At 72.8% G+C, this 17,567-nt stretch carries 19 protein-coding genes; 8 read left to right on the forward strand and 11 right to left on the reverse strand.

The genetic code is table 11. The features are described from left to right. Positions 1 to 107 precede the first annotated feature (107 nt). Positions 108 to 2,117, reverse strand: coding sequence for a threonine--tRNA ligase (gene thrS, locus ACFY29_RS31250; protein WP_328425920.1), 2,010 nt, complete (start codon positions 2,115 to 2,117; stop codon positions 108 to 110). Between the two features lie 220 nt (positions 2,118 to 2,337). Here thrS and ACFY29_RS31255 point away from each other — a divergent pair, with 220 nt between their 5' ends. Further along, positions 2,338 to 3,291: a DUF1775 domain-containing protein gene (locus ACFY29_RS31255; protein ID WP_386991858.1), complete on the forward strand. Its 954-nt coding sequence runs from the start codon at positions 2,338 to 2,340 to the stop codon at positions 3,289 to 3,291. A 34-nt stretch (positions 3,292 to 3,325) separates the two neighbouring features. Here ACFY29_RS31255 and ACFY29_RS31260 read toward each other — a convergent pair whose 3' ends face one another. Next, positions 3,326 to 4,246, reverse strand: coding sequence for an ADP-ribosylglycohydrolase family protein (locus ACFY29_RS31260; protein WP_328425916.1), 921 nt, complete (start codon positions 4,244 to 4,246; stop codon positions 3,326 to 3,328). 73 nt (positions 4,247 to 4,319) lie between these two features. Here ACFY29_RS31260 and ACFY29_RS31265 point away from each other — a divergent pair, with 73 nt between their 5' ends. Beyond that, positions 4,320 to 5,009, forward strand: a complete 690-nt coding sequence (locus ACFY29_RS31265) for a response regulator transcription factor (RefSeq protein ID WP_328425914.1) — start codon at positions 4,320 to 4,322, stop codon at positions 5,007 to 5,009. A gap of 14 nt (positions 5,010 to 5,023) precedes the next feature. Continuing rightward, positions 5,024 to 6,439 (forward strand): HAMP domain-containing sensor histidine kinase, encoded by a 1,416-nt coding sequence (locus ACFY29_RS31270; RefSeq protein ID WP_355614880.1) that lies wholly within the window; start codon positions 5,024 to 5,026, stop codon positions 6,437 to 6,439. A 252-nt stretch (positions 6,440 to 6,691) separates the two neighbouring features. Here ACFY29_RS31270 and ACFY29_RS31275 read toward each other — a convergent pair whose 3' ends face one another. Together ACFY29_RS31275 and ACFY29_RS31280 are read right to left on the reverse strand one after the other, a co-directional pair. Next, entirely contained in the window at positions 6,692 to 7,717 is a 1,026-nt protein-coding gene (locus tag ACFY29_RS31275; RefSeq protein ID WP_386991861.1) for an adenosine deaminase, read from the reverse strand. Continuing rightward, a complete protein-coding gene (locus ACFY29_RS31280) occupies positions 7,714 to 8,508 on the reverse strand; it encodes a trans-aconitate 2-methyltransferase (protein WP_355614886.1) in 795 nt (264 codons plus the stop codon). Before ACFY29_RS31280 ends, ACFY29_RS31275 begins: the two co-directional genes overlap by 4 nt. Positions 8,509 to 8,591: 83 nt before the next feature. Between ACFY29_RS31280 and ACFY29_RS31285 the strand changes: the two genes are divergently transcribed. Both ACFY29_RS31285 and ACFY29_RS31290 read left to right on the forward strand, forming a co-directional pair. Beyond that, a complete protein-coding gene (locus ACFY29_RS31285; RefSeq protein ID WP_386991863.1) occupies positions 8,592 to 9,575 on the forward strand; it encodes an aldo/keto reductase in 984 nt (327 codons plus the stop codon). Positions 9,576 to 9,669: 94 nt separating this feature from the next. After that, the gene (locus ACFY29_RS31290) at positions 9,670 to 9,864 is read left to right on the forward strand and encodes a hypothetical protein (protein WP_328425905.1); all 195 of its coding nucleotides are present in this window, start codon (positions 9,670 to 9,672) and stop codon (positions 9,862 to 9,864) included. A 149-nt stretch (positions 9,865 to 10,013) separates the two neighbouring features. Here ACFY29_RS31290 and ACFY29_RS31295 read toward each other — a convergent pair whose 3' ends face one another. From ACFY29_RS31295 to ACFY29_RS31325, 7 genes are all read right to left on the reverse strand, one after another. After that, on the reverse strand, positions 10,014 to 10,217 hold the full coding sequence (locus ACFY29_RS31295) for a cold-shock protein (protein ID WP_007458127.1): 204 nt from the start codon (positions 10,215 to 10,217) through the stop codon (positions 10,014 to 10,016). A 289-nt stretch (positions 10,218 to 10,506) separates the two neighbouring features. Then, positions 10,507 to 10,779 (reverse strand): DUF4235 domain-containing protein, encoded by a 273-nt coding sequence (locus ACFY29_RS31300; protein ID WP_328425899.1) that lies wholly within the window; start codon positions 10,777 to 10,779, stop codon positions 10,507 to 10,509. Beyond that, the gene (locus tag ACFY29_RS31305; protein ID WP_328425897.1) at positions 10,776 to 11,150 is read right to left on the reverse strand and encodes a DUF3618 domain-containing protein; all 375 of its coding nucleotides are present in this window, start codon (positions 11,148 to 11,150) and stop codon (positions 10,776 to 10,778) included. The genes ACFY29_RS31300 and ACFY29_RS31305 overlap by 4 nt, the downstream gene beginning before the upstream one ends. Continuing rightward, positions 11,147 to 11,581 carry a phage holin family protein gene (locus tag ACFY29_RS31310; protein WP_355614900.1) on the reverse strand — a complete coding sequence of 145 codons (435 nt, stop codon included), beginning with the start codon at positions 11,579 to 11,581 and terminating at the stop codon, positions 11,147 to 11,149. The genes ACFY29_RS31305 and ACFY29_RS31310 overlap by 4 nt, the downstream gene beginning before the upstream one ends. 332 nt (positions 11,582 to 11,913) lie before the next feature. Further along, positions 11,914 to 13,110: a mechanosensitive ion channel family protein gene (locus ACFY29_RS31315; RefSeq protein WP_386991867.1), complete on the reverse strand. Its 1,197-nt coding sequence runs from the start codon at positions 13,108 to 13,110 to the stop codon at positions 11,914 to 11,916. Positions 13,111 to 13,192: 82 nt separating this feature from the next. Further along, positions 13,193 to 14,014, reverse strand: a complete 822-nt coding sequence (locus ACFY29_RS31320; RefSeq protein ID WP_386991869.1) for a DUF1206 domain-containing protein — start codon at positions 14,012 to 14,014, stop codon at positions 13,193 to 13,195. Between the two features lie 59 nt (positions 14,015 to 14,073). After that, positions 14,074 to 14,439 (reverse strand): hypothetical protein, encoded by a 366-nt coding sequence (locus ACFY29_RS31325; RefSeq protein ID WP_328425890.1) that lies wholly within the window; start codon positions 14,437 to 14,439, stop codon positions 14,074 to 14,076. 334 nt (positions 14,440 to 14,773) lie between these two features. Between ACFY29_RS31325 and ACFY29_RS31330 the strand changes: the two genes are divergently transcribed. From ACFY29_RS31330 to ACFY29_RS31340, 3 genes are read left to right on the forward strand one after another with little or no spacing between them, the layout of a single operon-like run. Next, on the forward strand, positions 14,774 to 16,024 hold the full coding sequence (locus ACFY29_RS31330) for an RNA-guided endonuclease InsQ/TnpB family protein (protein ID WP_386991871.1): 1,251 nt from the start codon (positions 14,774 to 14,776) through the stop codon (positions 16,022 to 16,024). A 25-nt stretch (positions 16,025 to 16,049) separates the two neighbouring features. Continuing rightward, positions 16,050 to 17,267, forward strand: a complete 1,218-nt coding sequence (locus ACFY29_RS31335; protein WP_386991873.1) for a cysteine desulfurase-like protein — start codon at positions 16,050 to 16,052, stop codon at positions 17,265 to 17,267. Beyond that, positions 17,264 to 17,551 carry a GNAT family N-acetyltransferase gene (locus ACFY29_RS31340; protein ID WP_328425886.1) on the forward strand — a complete coding sequence of 96 codons (288 nt, stop codon included), beginning with the start codon at positions 17,264 to 17,266 and terminating at the stop codon, positions 17,549 to 17,551. Before ACFY29_RS31335 ends, ACFY29_RS31340 begins: the two co-directional genes overlap by 4 nt. Positions 17,552 to 17,567: the final 16 nt, after the last annotated feature.

Here is a 17,567-nt window from a genome sequence, read left to right on the forward strand (position 1 = left end):
GCGTCTGCCCGAGATCGCGCTCGCACACGGAAGTAGTGGCCTCCCCGACGCGGGGAGGCCACTACTTCATAGATCGCGCACGATCATGGGCGATCGCGACCGGCCCGCTACTCCGCGGCGGCGGAGGGGCCGATGTTCGTACGGGACGTCACCACGTCGAGGACGTGCGACACCGCCTCGGCGATCGGCACCCCGTTGCGCTGGGAGCCGTCGCGGTAACGGAAGGAGACCGTGCCGGCGGCCACGTCATCGTCGCCGGCGATCACCATGAACGGGATCTTCTGCTGCTGGGCGGTACGGATCTTCTTCTGCATCCGGTCGTCACCCGCATCGACCTGCGCCCGGATCCCCTCGGCCCGCAGCGCCGCGACGAAGCCGTGCAGGTAGTCGGTGTGGTCCTCGCGGATCGGGATGCCGACCACCTGCACCGGGGCCAGCCAGGCCGGGAACGCCCCCGCGTAGTGCTCGGTCAGCACCCCGAAGAACCGCTCGATCGAGCCGAACAGTGCCCGGTGGATCATGACGGGTCGCTGCCGGGTTCCGTCGGCGGCCTGGTACTCCAGCTCGAACCGCTCCGGCTGGTTGAGGTCGACCTGGATGGTGGACATCTGCCAGGTCCGGCCGATCGCGTCCCGGGCCTGCACCGAGATCTTCGGACCGTAGAACGCCGCACCGCCCGGGTCGGGCACCAGCTCCAGGCCGGAGGTGGCGGCGGTGCTGCGCAGCGCCTCGGTCGCCTCCGCCCAGTCCTCGTCGCTGCCGATGAACTTGGGCGAGTCATCCCGGGTGGACAGCTCCAGGTAGAAGTCGTCCAGCCCGTAGTCGCGCAGCAGGTCCAGCACGAAGCTGAGCAGCGTGGACAGCTCGCCGGCCATCTGCTCGCGGGTGCAGTAGATGTGCGAGTCGTCCTGGGTCAGGCCCCGAACCCGGGTCAGGCCGTGCACGACGCCGGACTTCTCGTACCGGTAGACCGTGCCGAACTCGAACAGCCGCAGCGGCAGCTCCCGGTACGACCGCCCGCGCGACCTGAAGATCAGGTTGTGCATCGGGCAGTTCATCGCCTTGAGGTAGTAGTCCGCGCCCTCCAGCTGCATGGGAGGGAACATCGTATCCGCGTAGTACGGCAGGTGCCCGGAGGTGTGGAAGAGCTGCGCCTTGGTGATGTGCGGGGTGTTGACGAACTCGTACCCCGCCTCCTCGTGCCGCCGCCGCGAGTAGTGCTCCATCTCCCGGCGGATGATGCCGCCCTTGGGGTGGAAGACCGCCAGGCCGGAGCCGATCTCGTCGGGGAAGCTGAACAGGTCCAGGTCGGCACCGAGCTTGCGGTGGTCGCGCCGGGCGGCCTCCTCCAGCAGCTTCAGGTACGCCTTCAACTCGTCGCGGGTCGGCCACGCGGTGCCGTACACCCGCTGGAGCTGCGGGTTCTTCTCCGACCCGCGCCAGTACGCGGCGGCCGAGCGCATCAGCTTGAACGCGCCGATCAGCCGGGTGTTCGGCAGGTGCGGGCCCCGGCACAGGTCCGACCAGCAGACCTTGTCCTCCTTGGCGTCGAGGTTGTCGTAGATCGTCAGCTCGCCGCCGCCGACCTCCATCACCTCGTCGGTGTCCAGGCCCTCGCCCTTGACCTCGATCAACTCCAGCTTGAAGGGCTCGTCGGCCAACTCGGCGCGGGCCTCGTCCAGGCTGCCGAAGCGGCGGCGGCGGAACCGCTGCCCGGACTTGACGATCTCCTGCATCCGCTTCTCGACCTTGCCGAGGTCGTCAGGCTGGAACGGCTTGTCGACGTCGAAGTCGTAGTAGAAGCCGTTCTCGATCGGCGGCCCGATGCCCAGCTTGGCCTCGGGGAAGATGTCCTGCACGGCCTGGGCGAGCACGTGCGCGGTGGAGTGGCGCAGCACGGTGAGCCCGTCGGGCGAATCCAGGCTGACCGGCTCGACGACGGTCTCCTCGGCCGGCGACCAGTCCAGGTCGCGCAGTCGACCCTCCGGGTCGCGGACCACGACGATCGCCTTGGGGCCGTTCGCGGGCAGTCCGGCCGCGGCCACCGCGTCGGCCGCCGTGGTCCCGGCGGCGACGACGACGGGGTCGGCCACGGCGGGGGTACGGGGTGCGGACACGGTGACTCCTCCAAGTGGTACGAAACGGTGCCGATCCTCGGCCCCTGCCGATGTTATCGGTCCACCCACCCGGGCCAAGGAAGGGCACCTTCTTAACGCCTGCGGTAGCCGAAGGCCCCTTCCGCTGCCGCAGGCGTTGAACCTTTTGGCGCTCGGAGCCGAACTAGGAGGTGTGGCCGGAAACCGGTGCCGGTCGCGTCGACACGGATGGGGGCACGAGATGGCGAGCACGCACGGCGGTGGCCGTCGGCAGCGGATCGCGGCGGTGACCGCGCTGACCGCCGCCGGGCTGCTGCTCGGATGGCCCGGCACGGCGCACGCGGCGGACGTGACGACCACTCCGACCGAGGCCCGGCAGGGCGACGCGGTGCGGCTGGAGTTCACCGTGCCGGAGGAGCGCGCCGGCACCACGACCCGCCAGATCGAGGTCCGGTTGCCGGCCGACGCGCCGGTGGCCGAGGTCTACCCGATGTCGGTGACCGGCTGGGCTCCCCGGATCAGCTCCCGCACCCTGGACAAGCCGGTGGCCGGCATTCACTCCACCGGGGTGAGCACGGTGACCACCGGGGTGACCTGGATCCGGGTCGGCAAGGGCGAGCCCGGCCCGGCCCGGCTCGCGCTGTCCATGGGTCCGCTGCCGCAGGCCGAGCGGCTCACCTTCGAGGTGGTCCAGACGTACGCCGACGGCACGGTGGTCCGCTGGGCGGACGCCAGCGGCGCCCACCGGGCCCCGGTGCTCACCCTGCTGCCAGCGGCGGACGGCGCGGCCGGCCCCGTCGGGCACGGTGGGCACGGCGCCCCGGCGGCCGGCGCGGGGGCCAACCCCGGCGTCGACGCGGAGCCGGCGGCGGACGGCGCGGGCGAGGAGTCGGGCAGCGCCGACGGGATGCTGGCCGCCGGGCTGCTGGCCGGACTCGGCGGCGGCGCGGCGATCGGCTGGCTGGTCAGCCGGTGGCGCCGGCGCGACCCGGCCGAGCGCGCGGCGCTGGCCGAGGTGACCGGTGGAGCAGACGACACGGCCGCACCGGCCGACCCGACGCCGGCGGCACCGGGTACGGCGGGGCCCGATGCCACAGCACCCGCCGACACCGAGCCCGCCACGACGGCGCCCGATGCCACGGCACCCGCCAACGCGGAGCCCGCCACGGCCGGCACCCCGGTCCGCGCCGGCTGACCCGCCACCGCGTCCGGAGCCGCTCGGCTGAGTGTCAGGGCGCCCAGGTGGGTAGCGGCTCGCGAGCGGCCAGCCACGGCTCGGGCACACCGCCGGGCGTTCCGACGCCGGTGTACGCGGCCACCACCGCCCCGACGATGGCGGATGTGGTGTCCACATCCCCGCCGGCCTGCACGCAGACCCGGATCGCCGTCGGGTAGTCGTCCAGGTGGGTGGCGGCCACCCAGAGCGTGAACCCGACGGTGTCCTGGGCGGTGACCCGGGAGCCGTTGCCGAGCGCCGCGACCACCCGGGGCAGTGGGCGGCCGAGCAGCCCAGCCGCCCGATTCACACTCCGGTGCACCTCGGTGCCCGAGTCGATCTGGGCGGCGATCCCGGCGAGCAGCCGCTCCGGGGCCGGTCGGTGCCCGTCGAGGCGGGCCCGCGCGGCCAGTGCGGCGGCGACCGCCACCGCGACCGCACCAGCGATCCCCTCCGGGTGCGCGTGGGTCACCTCGGCCGAGGCGCGGGCCTGCGCGGCGGCGCGGGTGGTCGAGTCGGCGAAGTATGCGCCCAGCGGGCCGACCCGCATCGCCGCGCCGTTGCCGCAGGAGCCCTGGCCGTCGAAGGCGGACGCGGCGGCCACCGGCCACGGGGTGCCGGTGCGGATCAGCCGCAGGATCAGCATCGCGCCTGAGCCGTAGCCCCGCCGTGTCGCGCAGCGCTCGGCGAACGCCAGCGCCAGTCGGTCCCGGTCGATGCCGCCGGACTCGGCCAGCTCGGCGAGGACCGAGCACGCCATCTCGGTGTCGTCGGTCCACTCCCAGGGCGCCGGCGGCAAGGGGCCGGCGGCGAGATCCGCCGGTTGCGACCCCGGCAGGAAGTACTGCGCGCCGAGCGCGTCGCCGGTCGAGAGGCCGGCGAGGCTGTCCCGGGCGAGCGCCAGGCGGGCGTCGGCGAACAGAGTGAAGGACATCGTCGTACCAGCTTGCCCCCTTGCCAGGTACGTGGCAACGCGATCAACTTGCCACGCCAAGTACGGTCTTGGGGTGGCCTCCGTGCTCCTGGTCGAAGATGATCACGTCGTACGCGGCGCGATGCTCCGTTCCCTCGCCGACCGGGGGCACGCCGTGCACGCCGTGGGCACAGCACTGGACGCCCTGCGCCGGGTCGCCGCGGAGACACCCGACCTGGTGGTGCTGGACCTCGGCCTGCCCGACCTGGACGGCTCGGACGCGCTGCGGATGCTGCGCGGCATCACCGACGTCCCGATCATCATCGCCACCGCCCGGGACGACGAGCAGTCGGTGGTCAAGCTGCTGCGCGCCGGCGCCGACGACTACATGGTCAAGCCGTTCACCGGCGCGCACCTGGACGCCCGGATCACCACCGTGCTGCGCCGCGCCGGGCGGGCCAGCCGGACCGTGCAGCCCGCGGTACACACCGTCAGTGGGCTGCGGGTGGACGTCGGCGAGCGCAGCGCGCTGCTCGACGGGGAGCCGCTGGCGCTGACCCGCAAGGAATTCGACCTGCTGGCGTATCTCGCCGCACGACCCGGGCGGGTAGTGTCCCGCCGGGAGCTCTTGGAGGAGGTATGGCGGCAGCCATCGGTCGGCGAGGATCAGACCATCGACGTTCACCTGTACTGGCTCCGCCGAAAGATGGGCGAGTCCGCGGCGAAGCCGCGCTACCTGCGCACCGTGCGGGGGGTCGGGTTCCGGTTGGTGGCTCCGGACTGAGGACCGCGCTGGCCATGCTCACGGCCGGCATGTGCAGCCTCGTCGCGCTCGCCTTCCTGATCCCGCTCGGGCTGAGCCTGCGCGAGCAGACCCGGGACGAGGCGATCGCCGACGCGGCCCGGCGCAGTGCGCTGGTGACCGGGGCGCTGGCGGTGAGCACCGATCCGGCGGTGGTCGAGCGGGCCGTGGTGGCCAGCGCCGAGGGCGCACCCACCCGGCCGGTCGTGCACGGGCTGGGGCTCGACGAGTCCGCCGGCCGTGCCAGCGACGCCGACCTGGACCGGGCGCGTACCGACCGACGCTCGCTGGACGTCGACGTCGACGGCGGGGTGGTCCGACTGGACCCGGTGGTCCTCGGCGACCGGACCGCCGTGGTCGAGGTGTTCGTGCCCGACTCGGAGCTGGGCGAGGGCGCCCGCGGCACCTGGCTGCTGCTGCTCGCGGTCGGCGCGGCGATGGCCGTTGCGGCGGTGCTGGTGGTCGACCGGGTCGCCGCCCGCGCGGTGGACTCGACCCGGGGTCTGGTGAAGGCCGCACTCTCGATCGGTGACGGCGACCTGGGGGTACGCGTGGAGCCGACCGGCCCCCGCGAGCTGGCTGAGGCCGGGTACGCCTTCAACCGGATGGCCGACCGGCTGGACGCGGCCCGCACCGACGAGCGGGAGCTGGTGGCCGACCTGTCGCACCGGCTGCGCACCCCGCTGACCGTGCTGCGGCTGGACGCGGAGGCATTGGAGTCCGACGACACCAGCGTGGGTTCGTTCTCCGAGGCGGAGCTGGACCGGCGGCGCGGCATCCGGCGGATCCGCCAGGCGATCGTCACCCTGGAGGGTGAGATCGACGTGCTGATCAAGACCACCCGCAAGTCGGTGGCGCACGAGGCCGGGCCGGCGATGTGTGACGTCAGCGAGGTCGTCCGGGACCGGATGGTGTTCTGGGCGGCGTTGGCCGGCGACCAGAACCGGCCGCAACGGGTGAACGGCGCGCAGCTGCGCATCCCGGCGCCGGTGCCCCGCGCCGAGTTGGCCGCCGCGCTGGACGCGGTGATCGGCAACGTCTTCCGCTACACCCCGCAGGGCACGGCGTTCGAGGTGGCGGTGTCCCGCCGGGACGGCTATGTGGCGATCCGGATCGACGACGCCGGCCCCGGCATCGCCGACCCGGACCGGGCGCTGCGCCGGGGGACCAGCGACCAGGGCTCGACCGGGCTCGGCCTGGACATCGCCAAGCGGGTGGCGTTGCAGGCCAACGGGTCGGTGAGCATCGACCGGGCCCGGCTGGGCGGAGCCAGCGTGGTGATGCTGCTGGCCGACCCGGAGGCCACACCCCGGCAGGTCAGCCGGTTCGGCCTGGTCGGCCGGATGGCTCGGGACGCCCGGGACCAGAAAACCGGCCGTCGCTGGCCCCGGCAGCGCCCCACCGACAGCTGACCGGGCCGCCGGCCGGCCGGCCGGCGCGAACCGGCTGTCCGGGGCCGACTGTGCGCTGGCGCAAGTCTTCCTTAGATCGCGGTTAACGACCGTGGTCCAACGGCTGCGGGCTGTCAGGATCGAGGCACGAACCCACCAGTTCCACCGGCTGGCGCACCGTGTGCACCCACCGGCCGGTGGAGCCGCGCGCGCGGCGGGAGTCAGGTCCCCCCACACCCAAGCTCCCGCCGCGCGCCCTGCTCCCCGACCGGCTCAGCCGGCGGCGGTGGCGAGGTGGGCGTCGATCTCGGCCATGATCCGCTGCTTGCCGACCGGGTCCAGGAAGGACGCGGTCACCGCGTTGCGGGCCAGCCCTGCCAGCCCCTGCGGACCCGCCCCGAGCAGTCGGGCCGCCACCGCGTACTCGTCGTTGAGGGTGGTGCCGAACATCGGCGGGTCGTCGGAGTTGATGGTGACCAGCAGCCCGGCTTCGACCAGCCGGGGCAGCGGGTGCTCGTCGAGGTTGGCCACCGCCCGGGTCCGCACGTTGGACGTCGGGCAGATCTCCAGCCCGATCTGCCGCTCGGCCAGGTACGCGAGCAACTCCGGGTCCTGCGCGGCGGAGATGCCGTGCCCGATCCGCTCGGCGCCCAGCTCGTTCAGCGCGTCCCAGATCGTCTGCGGGCCGGTGGTCTCCCCGGCGTGTGGCACCGAGCGCAGCCCGGCCGCCCGGGCCCGGTCGAAGTAGGGCCGGAACTGCGGCCGGGGTACGCCGATCTCCGGGCCGCCCAGGCCGAAGCTGATCAGCCCCTCCGGGCGCTCCTCCAACGCGATGCGCAGCGTCTCCTCGGCCGCCGGCAGGCCGGCCTCACCCGGGATGTCGAAGCACCAGCGCAGGTCGAGGCCGAAGTCGACCGAGGCGCGCTTGCGGGCGTCCTCGATCGCCTCGCAGAACGCCGGCGCGGGGATGCCCCGGCGCACGTGCGAGTACGGGGTGATGGTCAGCTCCGCGTACCAGACCTGCTGGCGGGCCAGCTCCCGGGCCACCTCGTGGGTGAGGATCCAGACGTCCTCCGGATCGCGGATGAGGTCCACGACGCTCAGGTAGACCTCGATGAAGTGCGCGAAGTCGCGGAACTCGAAGTAGTCGGCGAGCGCCGCCGGGTCGGCCGGGACCGGGGTGCGTCCCTCGTGCCGGGCGGCCAGCTCGGCGACGATCCGGGGGGAGGCGGAGCCGACGTGGTGTACGTGCAGCTCCACCTTGGGCAGGCCGGCGATGAAGGTGGACAGGTCGGTCACGGATTCTCCTCGGCAGGGTCGCCGGTACGGGCAACGACGAAGACGCGGCGGAACGGGAAGTACACCTGACCCTGCCGCGGCGGGTAGACGGCGGCGAGGCGTACCCCCAGCTCGGCCCGGAAGGCGGACCAGCCGGCGGCGTCGAGGGCCGCCCGGACCGGGCGCAACGCGGTGCCCTCCATCCAGGCCAGCACCGGGTGGTCGGCGTCGGGCCGGGCCGGTAGCAGGTGCACGTAGGTAGTCTCCCAGGCGTCCACCGCGCAGCCGGCACCGGTCAGCAGCGCCGCGTAGTCGGCCGGGTCGTCGACCGGGTCGGCGCGCAGCAGCGGGGCCAGCTCGGCGCGCCAGGCCGGCCGGTCGGCGACCTCGCGCAGCGCACGGTGTGATCCGGCGGCGAAGTTGCCCGGGACCTGCATGGCGAGCCAGGCGCCGGCGGGTAGCTCGGTGGCCCAGCGCCGCAGCAGCTCCTGGTGGCCGGGGACCCACTGGAGCACGGCGTTGGTCACCACCACGTCCTCGTCGCCGGCCGGCCGCCAGTCCCGCACGTCGGCGACGGCGAAGTCGACCGGGGCGTCCAGGGCGGCGGCGCGGTCGATCATCTCCGGCGAGGAGTCGAGACCGATCACCCGGCTCGCCGGCCAGCGCTCGGCGAGGGTGGCGGTGAGGTGGCCGGGGCCGCAGCCGAGGTCGACCACCGTCCGGGGCCGCTCGGCCGGGATCCGGGCGACCAGGTCGTGGAACGGCCGGGACCGCTCGTCGCCGTAGCGCAGGTACGTCGCCGGATCCCACATCGTCGCCTCCCAAACCGTACGTCCGTCTTATTTACCGTACGGCTCGCCTGGCAGGTCGGCAACCCGATCACTAGGCTCGGGGAATGGAACAGCGCAGCTTCAACCGGCTCGGCCGGACCGTCGGGGTGGTCGGCCTGGGTGCCTGGCAGCTCGGCGCCGACTGGGGCACCGTCAGCGAGGACGACGCGATGGCGGTGCTGGCCGCCGCCGTGGACGCCGGGGTCACCTTCCTCGACACCGCCGACGTGTACGGCGACGGCCGCAGCGAGCAGCTGATCGGTCGCTTCCTGCGCTCCCGTCCCGACGCCGGGCTGACCGTGGCCACCAAGATGGGCCGCCGGGTCGAGCAGCGTCCGGAGGCGTACACCCTGGCCAACTTCCGGCAGTGGACCGACCGGTCCCGGGCCAACCTGGGGATGGACACCCTGGACCTGGTCCAGCTGCACTGCCCGCCCACCGCCGTCTTCGCCGACGACGCGGTCTTCGACGCCCTGGACACCCTCGTCGCCGAAAAGGCGATCGCCGGGTACGGGGTCAGCGTGGAGACCTGCGACCAGGCGCTCACCGCGATCGTCCGGCCCGGGGTGGCCAGCGTCCAGATCATCCTCAACGCGGTGCGGCACAAGCCGCTGGAGCGGGTGCTGCCGGCCGCCGCGGCGGCCGGGGTCGGCATCATCGCCCGCGTGCCTCTGGCCAGCGGCCTGCTCTCCGGCCGGTACGACGAGCACACCGAGTTCCCGGCCGACGACCACCGCAACTTCAACCGACACGGCGCGGCGTTCGACGTCGGCGAGACGTTCTCCGGGGTCGACTTCGAGCGCGGGTTGGCCGCCGTACGCCGAATGGCGCCGCTGGTCGACGCGGACCGCACGATGGCGCAGTTCGCGCTGCGCTGGGTGCTGGACCAGGCCGGCGTCACCGTGGTCATCCCCGGCGCACGCGACGCCGATCAGGCCCGGCGCAACGCGGCCGCGGCCGACCTGTCGCCGCTCTCGGCCGACCAACTGGCCGGGGTGCGCGAGGTCTACGACGAGCTGATCCGCCCACAGGTGCACGACCGGTGGTGACCCGCGCACCCGGGGTGCTCGCGCCGCACCGCCCGGCGGGTAATGCTGGGAGCCCGGGGCGGCCCGCCGCCCGGCCCTGCGGAGAGGGGACGCGATGAGGGGTTGGCTTGCGCTCACCCTCGGCCTGCTGGCGATCGTGGTCGGTGCGGTGTGGACGGTGCAGGGCCTCGGCTACGTCAACGGCAGCGTGATGACCGACGAGCGGATCTGGGTGGTGATCGGCCCGCTCGTGGCGCTGGCCGGGCTGGTGGTGCTCTGGCTCGGCCTGCGGTCCCGCCGCCGACGCTGACCAGCGACGCCCCCGGTCCACAGTGGCGCCGGGGCGGGCCGACCGGTCCCGGGCACGTGGAAAGCCCCGCATTCCGAAAGGAATACGGGGCTACACAACGACCCCTGGCCGGATCGTCCCCACTGGCCGGCGGGGGCCGGCCACACTACTCAGAGGGGACGGACCTGCTCAGCCTGCGGGCCCTTCTGACCCTGAGCGATCTCGAACTCCACCCGCTGGTTCTCCTCCAGCGAACGGTAGCCGCTGGTCTGGATGGCCGAGAAGTGGACGAACACGTCAGCACCCCCGCCGTCGACGGTGATGAAGCCGAAGCCCTTGTCAGCGTTGAACCACTTCACGGTTCCCTGCGCCATGTGTATCTCCTTCTAAAAACTGGTGGCCGTGCACGCCGTACGGCCGATTGGCCGTTTCGAGCAGCGGCGCCTGAGGCGGCCCCCACGAAGGAGACTTCTCTCAACCCACGCCATCTCGCAGCAGCGTGGACCAGCAAATCACGGACCCAAAAAGTCTGTCACGACCTCTCCGACGAATTTCTCCGACATGTGACCTGACGGATGTCTGAGATCGCTGGGCGGCGTGCGATGCCGTGCGAAAGGCCCCCTACCCGCCGATGCAGGTAGGGGGCCGAAGTCGCTGCGCTGGTCAGTCCGGCCAGCGGCCGGTCATCCGGCGGACGCCGACCGCTCCGCCCCGGTCCACGGCGGCCCGGACCACCGCGAAGATGGCCCCCTGCAACGCCGCGGCGGCCAGGATCTCGCCCCAGCCGCGATCCTCGTCGGTCGCGACGGGCGCCTCACCGTCGCCCGCAGTGACCTTCCAGACCTGCCGGAAGATCGCGCCCGCCGCCGCACCGGCGGCGATACCCAACAGCACGCCGACCGGCCGGTACGCGGCCCTGCCGATGCCCTTGCTCACCTACGCCTCCCCCGCACGATCATCAGCACCACCACGGTGGCCACCGCACCGGCGGCGATGGCCGCCCACGGCACCGGGTTGCGTCGTACCAACTCGCCCTTTTCGTGCGCCTGGGCGCGCACCAGCTCGCCCTTTTCGTGTGCCTGCGCCCGCGCGTCCTCCGCGCGGCGCACGGCCTGCCCGCGGACCCGGGCCACGGTCTGCGCCGCCTGCTCGCGGAGCCGTTCCCGCGCCTGCTCGGCGGACTCCTTCAGGCGCGCCTTGACGTCGGCCTTGGCGGCCAATGCCTCCATCGTCTCGCCCAACTCCACCCGGGTGCGACGGATCTCCTCGCGGAGCGCCTCTGTGTCGCCGGTCCCGTTGCCCGTCATGACCGTCCCCTGTCCTTCACCGCGGCGGTGACGGTGTCCATGTCGGCCCGGAGGCTGCGGACCGTGGCCGCGGGAACCGGCGGGACCGCACGGCTCACCTGCTTCTTGCCCACCAGGGCAAGGATGCCGGCCAGCAGGAAGGCAGCCACCGCCACGATCAGCGCGGCGGCCCAGGCGGGCAGCACCAGGTCGAGCAGCAGGATCGCCGTGGCGACCAGCGCGCCCAGGCCGAAGAACGCCAGCGCTCCGCCGCCGCCGAACAGGCCGATCCCGATGCCGGCGTGCTTGCCCTTCTGGGTCAACTCCGCCCGGGCCAGCGCCAGTTCGTCCCGCACCAGACGGGAGACCTGCTCGGTGGCCCGCTGCACCAATTCGGCGGTGGAGGGCTCGCTCCCGTTGTGGGATGTGCGGGCTTTCGCCACGTCAGCCATGCTGTCCTCCTTTCCTCATCACCGCGCTGTATGCCCGGAGTCGCCGCCCGTCAATCCTAAAGCGCGCCGACCCGGTCGCCGTTCCTGTTGTCCGGTTGCCACGCCGCCGACCTGGCGTCCGGCCGGCCCCGATCGCAGCAGAGACGTCCGGCAGCAGGTCCCCCACCTAAGCCCGACCAAACCTCCCGGACCGGACCACCCCCACCCCCACCTCTCCCCCACCCAGCCCCCGGCCCTCCGGCCCTCTGGCTCGCCGGCCCGTGATCATGAAGTTAGCGACGCGACACGCCGTCACGGCCGTCGACAACCTCATGATCAACGCGGACAAGGGGTTAGGGGCGGGGGGCGGGGGTTTCTTCGGGGCCGACGAAGGCTTCGCTGCGGGCGGCGCCGTCGTCGCTGCCGCCGAAGACGCGGGCGTCGTCGGGTACGTCGGTGTCGCCGGCCCGGCGCGCCGGGCGCCGTGGCTGCACCCACTGCCAGGGCAGGTTGCTGCTGGCGTCGCCCAACTCGGTGCGCATCCGGGGCATCGCGGTGGGCCGGTTGTCCCGGATCCAGGCCACCAGGTGTTCACGAACCAGGCAGCGCAGATCCCACAGGCTGCCCGCGTCGGCGGCGCTGACCAGCGCGCGCACCCGGACCGTCCCACCGGTGGCGTCGGTCACCTGCAGGACGCAGACCCGCCCGTCCCACAGGTCGGTGCCCTCCACCAGCCGGCGCAGTTCCTCCCGCATGGCCTGCACCGGCACCGCCCAGTCCACGTCGAACTCGGCGGTGCCGAGCACTGCGGCCTCGGTCCGGGTCCAGTTCTGGAAGGGCTTGCTGGTGAAGTACGAGGTGGGCAGGATCAGTCGCCGGTCGTCCCAGATCTGCACCACCACGTAGCTGAGGGTCAACTCCTCGATCCGGCCCCACTCCCCCTCGACGACCACCACGTCGTCCAGCCGGACCGCGTCGCTGAAGGCGAGTTGCAGGCCGGCGAAGACGTTGCCGAGCAGGCTCTGGGCGGCCAGCGCTGCCACCACACCGACCACACCGGCGGAGGTCAGCACGCCGGCGCCGATGCCGCGCACGCTCGGGAACGTCATCAGCATCACGCCGACGGCCAGGACGACGATCACCGCGATGGTCAACCGGCGCAGCATCACCACCTGGGTCCGTACCCGCCGGGCGTGCCGATTGTCCGGTACGTCGACCCGGAACCGGGCCAGCGCGGTGTCCTCCACGACCACCAGCAGCGAGGCGACCAGCCAGGCCGTGGCGGCGATGACGCCGAGGATGAGCAGGTGCAGCAGCAGTTGACGCCAGCCCTCACCGACCGCGTACCCGGTGCTGAGGTGGACGGCGAACTGCACCGCGAGCACCGTGGCCGCGACCTGGAAGGGGCGGTGTGAATGGTCGGTCAGTTCGGTCATCAGCAGCGACCGGCGGCCGAACCGCCGGGTGGCCCGATGGACGACCTCGACCAGCAGCAGGGCGGCCGCCGCTGCGGCGAGCGCGGCGACGGCCGTTCCGAGGTAACTCTGCACGGGTGTGGTGCTCCCCTCCGGGCGCGCGACGGCGCTTCAGGCAAAAGCCCAATAGTGCCTGCGGTCTCCCGAATCGGCCAGTTCAGACCTTGCGGTACCGGGACTGGAGGAAGCAGTAGAGGCCGAAGGCGGCGATGCCGAGGGCGACCAGGCTGAGCAGGAAGGTGCCGTAGGACTGCTCGCGCAGCGTGTGCAGCGCGGCGTCCAGGCCACGGGCCTTCTCCGGGTCGTAGTTCACCGCGGCCACGATCACCAGCAGGCCGGCGATGCCGTACGCGGTGCCCTTGGCGACGTACCCGGCGATGCCCAGCCGGCGGGCCAGCTTGCGGGTCTTCGGGCTCATCTCGCCGGTCTTCAGGTGCTTCTCGAACCGCTTGACGATTCCGTAGATCACCAGGCCGACACCGATCGTGGCGAGCACCAGCCCGGCCAGGCCGACCAGCCAGCGACCGCCACTGGAGGTCATCAGCTTGCCGGTCAACGCCTCCTGCTGGTCGGCGCTGTTCGACTCGGCGTCCTTGAAGACCTTGAACGCGGTCCAGGCGAAGTAGAGGTAGACGATGGCCCGACCGGTCGAGGCGAGCCGCTCCACGACGCGTTCCCTGCCCCGCTCGGCGCGGTGCCCGACCGCCGCCTCCAGCGCCTGCCAGATCGCCATCGCGAGCAGGCCCACCGCGGTGGCGATGACCAGGACCTTGCCCAGCGGCTGTGCGGAGAGCGTGCGCAGCGCGCCGGACTGGTCGCCGTCGTCGCTCGACGTGCCGAACGCGATCTGCAACGCCAGCCAGGCGAAGAGCAGGTGCACGATGCCGTAGCCGATGAAACCGGCCCGGGCGAGGAGTTCCAGCCACCGGCTGTCCGCCGTACGGGAGGCGGTGGCTTCGGCGCTACGGGTAAGTGACATGGCGCCACAATCTCCGATTCCGGAGATCCCCAAACGTCGGCCACCGCCGCCCGGCCGGATCAGTTGCCCGGGTTGCGCGAAACGCGAATCTTGACCTGCTGGTCGGTGACGCTGTCCAGGGTGACCGCGAAGCCCCCGGCCTCGGTGGCCTGCTGTCCGGTGGTGAGGGTGAGCTGCTCGCCGGCGACCTCGACGGTCACCTGGTCGTTCTCTGCGCCGACCAGCTTGGCCTCGACGCCCAGGATGTTGGCGCTCGCGTCGACACCCCGCTCGAAGGTGACCGTGCAGGCGTCCAGCCCGCAGTCTGTGGAGGCGCCCTGCGAGCTGCAGCCGGCGAGCACGGCGAGGCCGAGCGCGAGTCCGGCGAACAGGCCGGCGGCGCGGCGGGTGGGGGTCAACGGGATGGTGGCGGGTGGGTTCGTCACCCGGTCAAGGGTACGAGACGCCCGCGAGGCGGGTCTCCGACGTCGAGCCCGGACGTGCGGGCCTGGTCGGGGCACCGGCTAGTGCGGTGGCCGCTAACGTGCGCCGGGTTGGTGAGTGGTTGGGAAGTTGTCGTACCGGTGGTGTTGGGTTCGGTTTGTGCCTCGCCGTCGGGATTCCGTTGCGCCGCGGGTCGTGTATCGCACGGCTCGGGTTGGGTTGCGGGTGACGCCAGGGCAGCGGCGGCGGTGTTTCGGCTTGCTGCGTTCGGGTGGTGATGTGTGGGCGTGTGTGTTGGAGGTCAATGCGTGGCGGCGTCGCCGCGGGGATGCGCCGGTGGCTGGCTATCAGGAGTTGTGTCGGGAGTTGGCGGCGTCGGGGCCGGGCACGTTCGGTGAGCTGGACAGTACGGGTGCCCGGTCGGTGTTGCGCCGGTTCTCCGATGCCTGGTTCGCGGCGGCGAAGCGCCGTAAGGCCGGTGACGACTCGGCGCGGTTTCCGCGTCGCCGGCGGGGGTTGGTGCCGGTGCGCTGGTATCACGGCACATTCACGGTTGACGGGCGGCGGGTACGCATCCCCAGCGCGAGAGGCACCTGCCCGTTGTGGGTTCGCCTGGCCCGGGATCTGCCGTACCCGGTGGAGCAGGTCCGCTCGATCACTCTGCTGTCTGAGGGCGGGCGGCTGTTCCTCGACGTGACCGCCGAGATTCCGGTCGCGACCTACCCACCGGGGGTGGGGCCGGAACCGGGTCGGGTGGCCGGGGTGGACCTCGGCATCATCCACCCCTACGCGGTGGCCGAGCCCGACGGTGCCGGGCTGTTGGTGTCCGGGCGGGCGGTCCGCGCGGAGCACCGGATGCACCTCGCCGACACCAAAGCCCGCCGCCGGGCGGTGGCGCGGCGGGCACCGAAACCGGGCCAGCGGGGGTCACGGCGGTGGCGTCAGTATCGCCGCCGGGCCCGTCTGGTGCAGGGACGGCATCGACGGCGGGTCCGCCAGGCCCAGCATGAGGCCGCCCGCACTGTCGTGTCCTGGGCGGTGGGTCAGCGGGTTGGGGTGCTGCACGTCGGCGACCCCCGCGGGGTGCTCGACATTGCGGCGGGGCGGCGGCACAACCTGCGGCTGCGGCAGTGGCAGATCGGCCGGTTGATTCAGGTCCTCACCGACAAGGCCACCCTCGCCGGGATCACTGTGCGGCTCGTCGACGAACGCGGCACCTCCTCGACCTGCCCCGCCTGCCGGCGGCGGGTACCGAAACCGCGTGGGCGCACCTTGTCCTGCCCCCACTGCCGATTCTCCGGGCACCGCGATCTCGTCGCGGCCGCCATGATCGCCACCCGCACCCCGGGCGGCGGACCCACCACCCCCACGACGGCCGTTCCTGTGCTGCCTGGGGTGGTCACGCACCGTCGAGCCGGCCGGAACCTCCCCGGCGCCGGCCGGTCCCGGCGTGACCCCCGCCGCCCAGCCCGGGCGGCGAGAGGATCAGTTGGCCTGCGGAGGCCCGCCCCACCACCCAGTGGGGAGTCGCTCGCCCTCCAAGGCGAGGATCCACAACATCCCACCGGAACACCCGGTGAACGTTAGTGGACACCGCACTAGGGTTCCCGGCATGCCCTTCGACATCGCCCGCACCCGGGCCGCCTACCCCGCCCTGACCGAGGGCTTCGTCCACTTCGACGGGGCCGGGGGCACCCAGACCGCAGCCGGTGTGATCGACGCGGTCGCCGACGCCATGCGCACTGCGGTCGGCAACCGCAGCGCCGCCTTCACGCCGGGTCGCCGGTCGCTGGAGCTGGTGGCAGCGGCCCGGTCGGCGGTAGCCGACCTGCTCGGTGCCGACCCGGCCGGGGTGGTGCTGGGTCCGAGTGCCACCGCACTGATGTACACCCTGGCCCGTACGCTCGGCGCGGGGTGGCGCCCCGGCGACGAGGTGGTGGTGTCCCGGCTCGACCACGACGCCAACGTGCGGCCGTGGGTGCAGGCCGCCGAGGCTGCCGGCGCGACGGTGCGGTGGGCCGAGATCGACCGGCACACCGGTGAGCTGCCCGCCGGCCAGTACGCCGAGCTGGTCAATGAGCGCACCAAACTGGTCGCGGTGACCGCCGGCAGCAACGCCATCGGCACGGTGCCGGACGTGCCGGCGATCGCCAAGGCCGCGCACGCGGTCGGCGCACTGGTCTGCGTCGACGGCGTGCACTCGGTGCCGCACGGGCCGACCGACCTGGCCTCGGTCGGCGCCGACGTGCTGGTCACCAGCGCCTACAAGTGGTCCGGGCCGCACCTGGCGGCGATGGTGGCCGACCCGGCCCGGTGGGCGGCGCTGCGCCCGGCGAAGCTGGTCCCGTCCTCCGACGCGGTGCCGGACCGGTTCGAGTACGGCACCCCGAGCTTTCCCCTGCTGGCCGGCGTGGCCGCCGCGGTGGACCACCTGGCCGGGCTAGACCCGGACGCCGTCGGGGACCGGCGTGCGCGGGTGCGGGCCGGGCTGGCCGCCGCCCAGGCGCACGAGGAGGCGCTGCTCGACCGGCTGCTCGCCGGGCTGACCGAGCAGCCCGCGATCACCGTCTACGGCTCGCCGGCGCGGCGCTGCCCGACGGTCTCCTTCCGGGTCGCCGGGATGTCGCCGGCCGCCACCCAGGAGGCGCTGGGGACAGCCGGGTTCTGCCTCTCCGCCGGCGACTATTACGCCTACGAGTACTTCCAGACGATGGGGCTGCGGGACAGCGGGGGCGCGGTCCGGGCCAGCATCTACCACTACAACACGGCCGACGAGGTCGACCGGTTGCTCGCCGAACTGGACGCGCTGGCGGGGAGAATGGCCCGATGAGCACCCTGGTCGAGGACAACCCTGCCAAGCGCCGGTTCGAGATCCTGGTCGACGACGCGTTGGCCGGCTTCACCGCGTACCTGACCCGCGGGGAGGTGCTGGTCTTCACCCACACCGAGGTGGACCCGGGCTTCCAGGGCAAGGGCGTGGGCGGCGCGCTGATCCGGGGCACGCTGGACCAGGTACGCGCCCGCGGCGGCACGCTGGTGCCGCAGTGCCCGTTCATGGCCGCGTTCATCGAGAAGCACCCGGAGTACGCCGACCTGGTCGCCGTTCAGCCGTAGCGCCGGGCGCCTCAGC

It is taken from the genome of Micromonospora sp. NPDC000668 (genome assembly GCF_042897975.1).
Lineage (GTDB): Bacteria > Actinomycetota > Actinomycetes > Mycobacteriales > Micromonosporaceae > Micromonospora.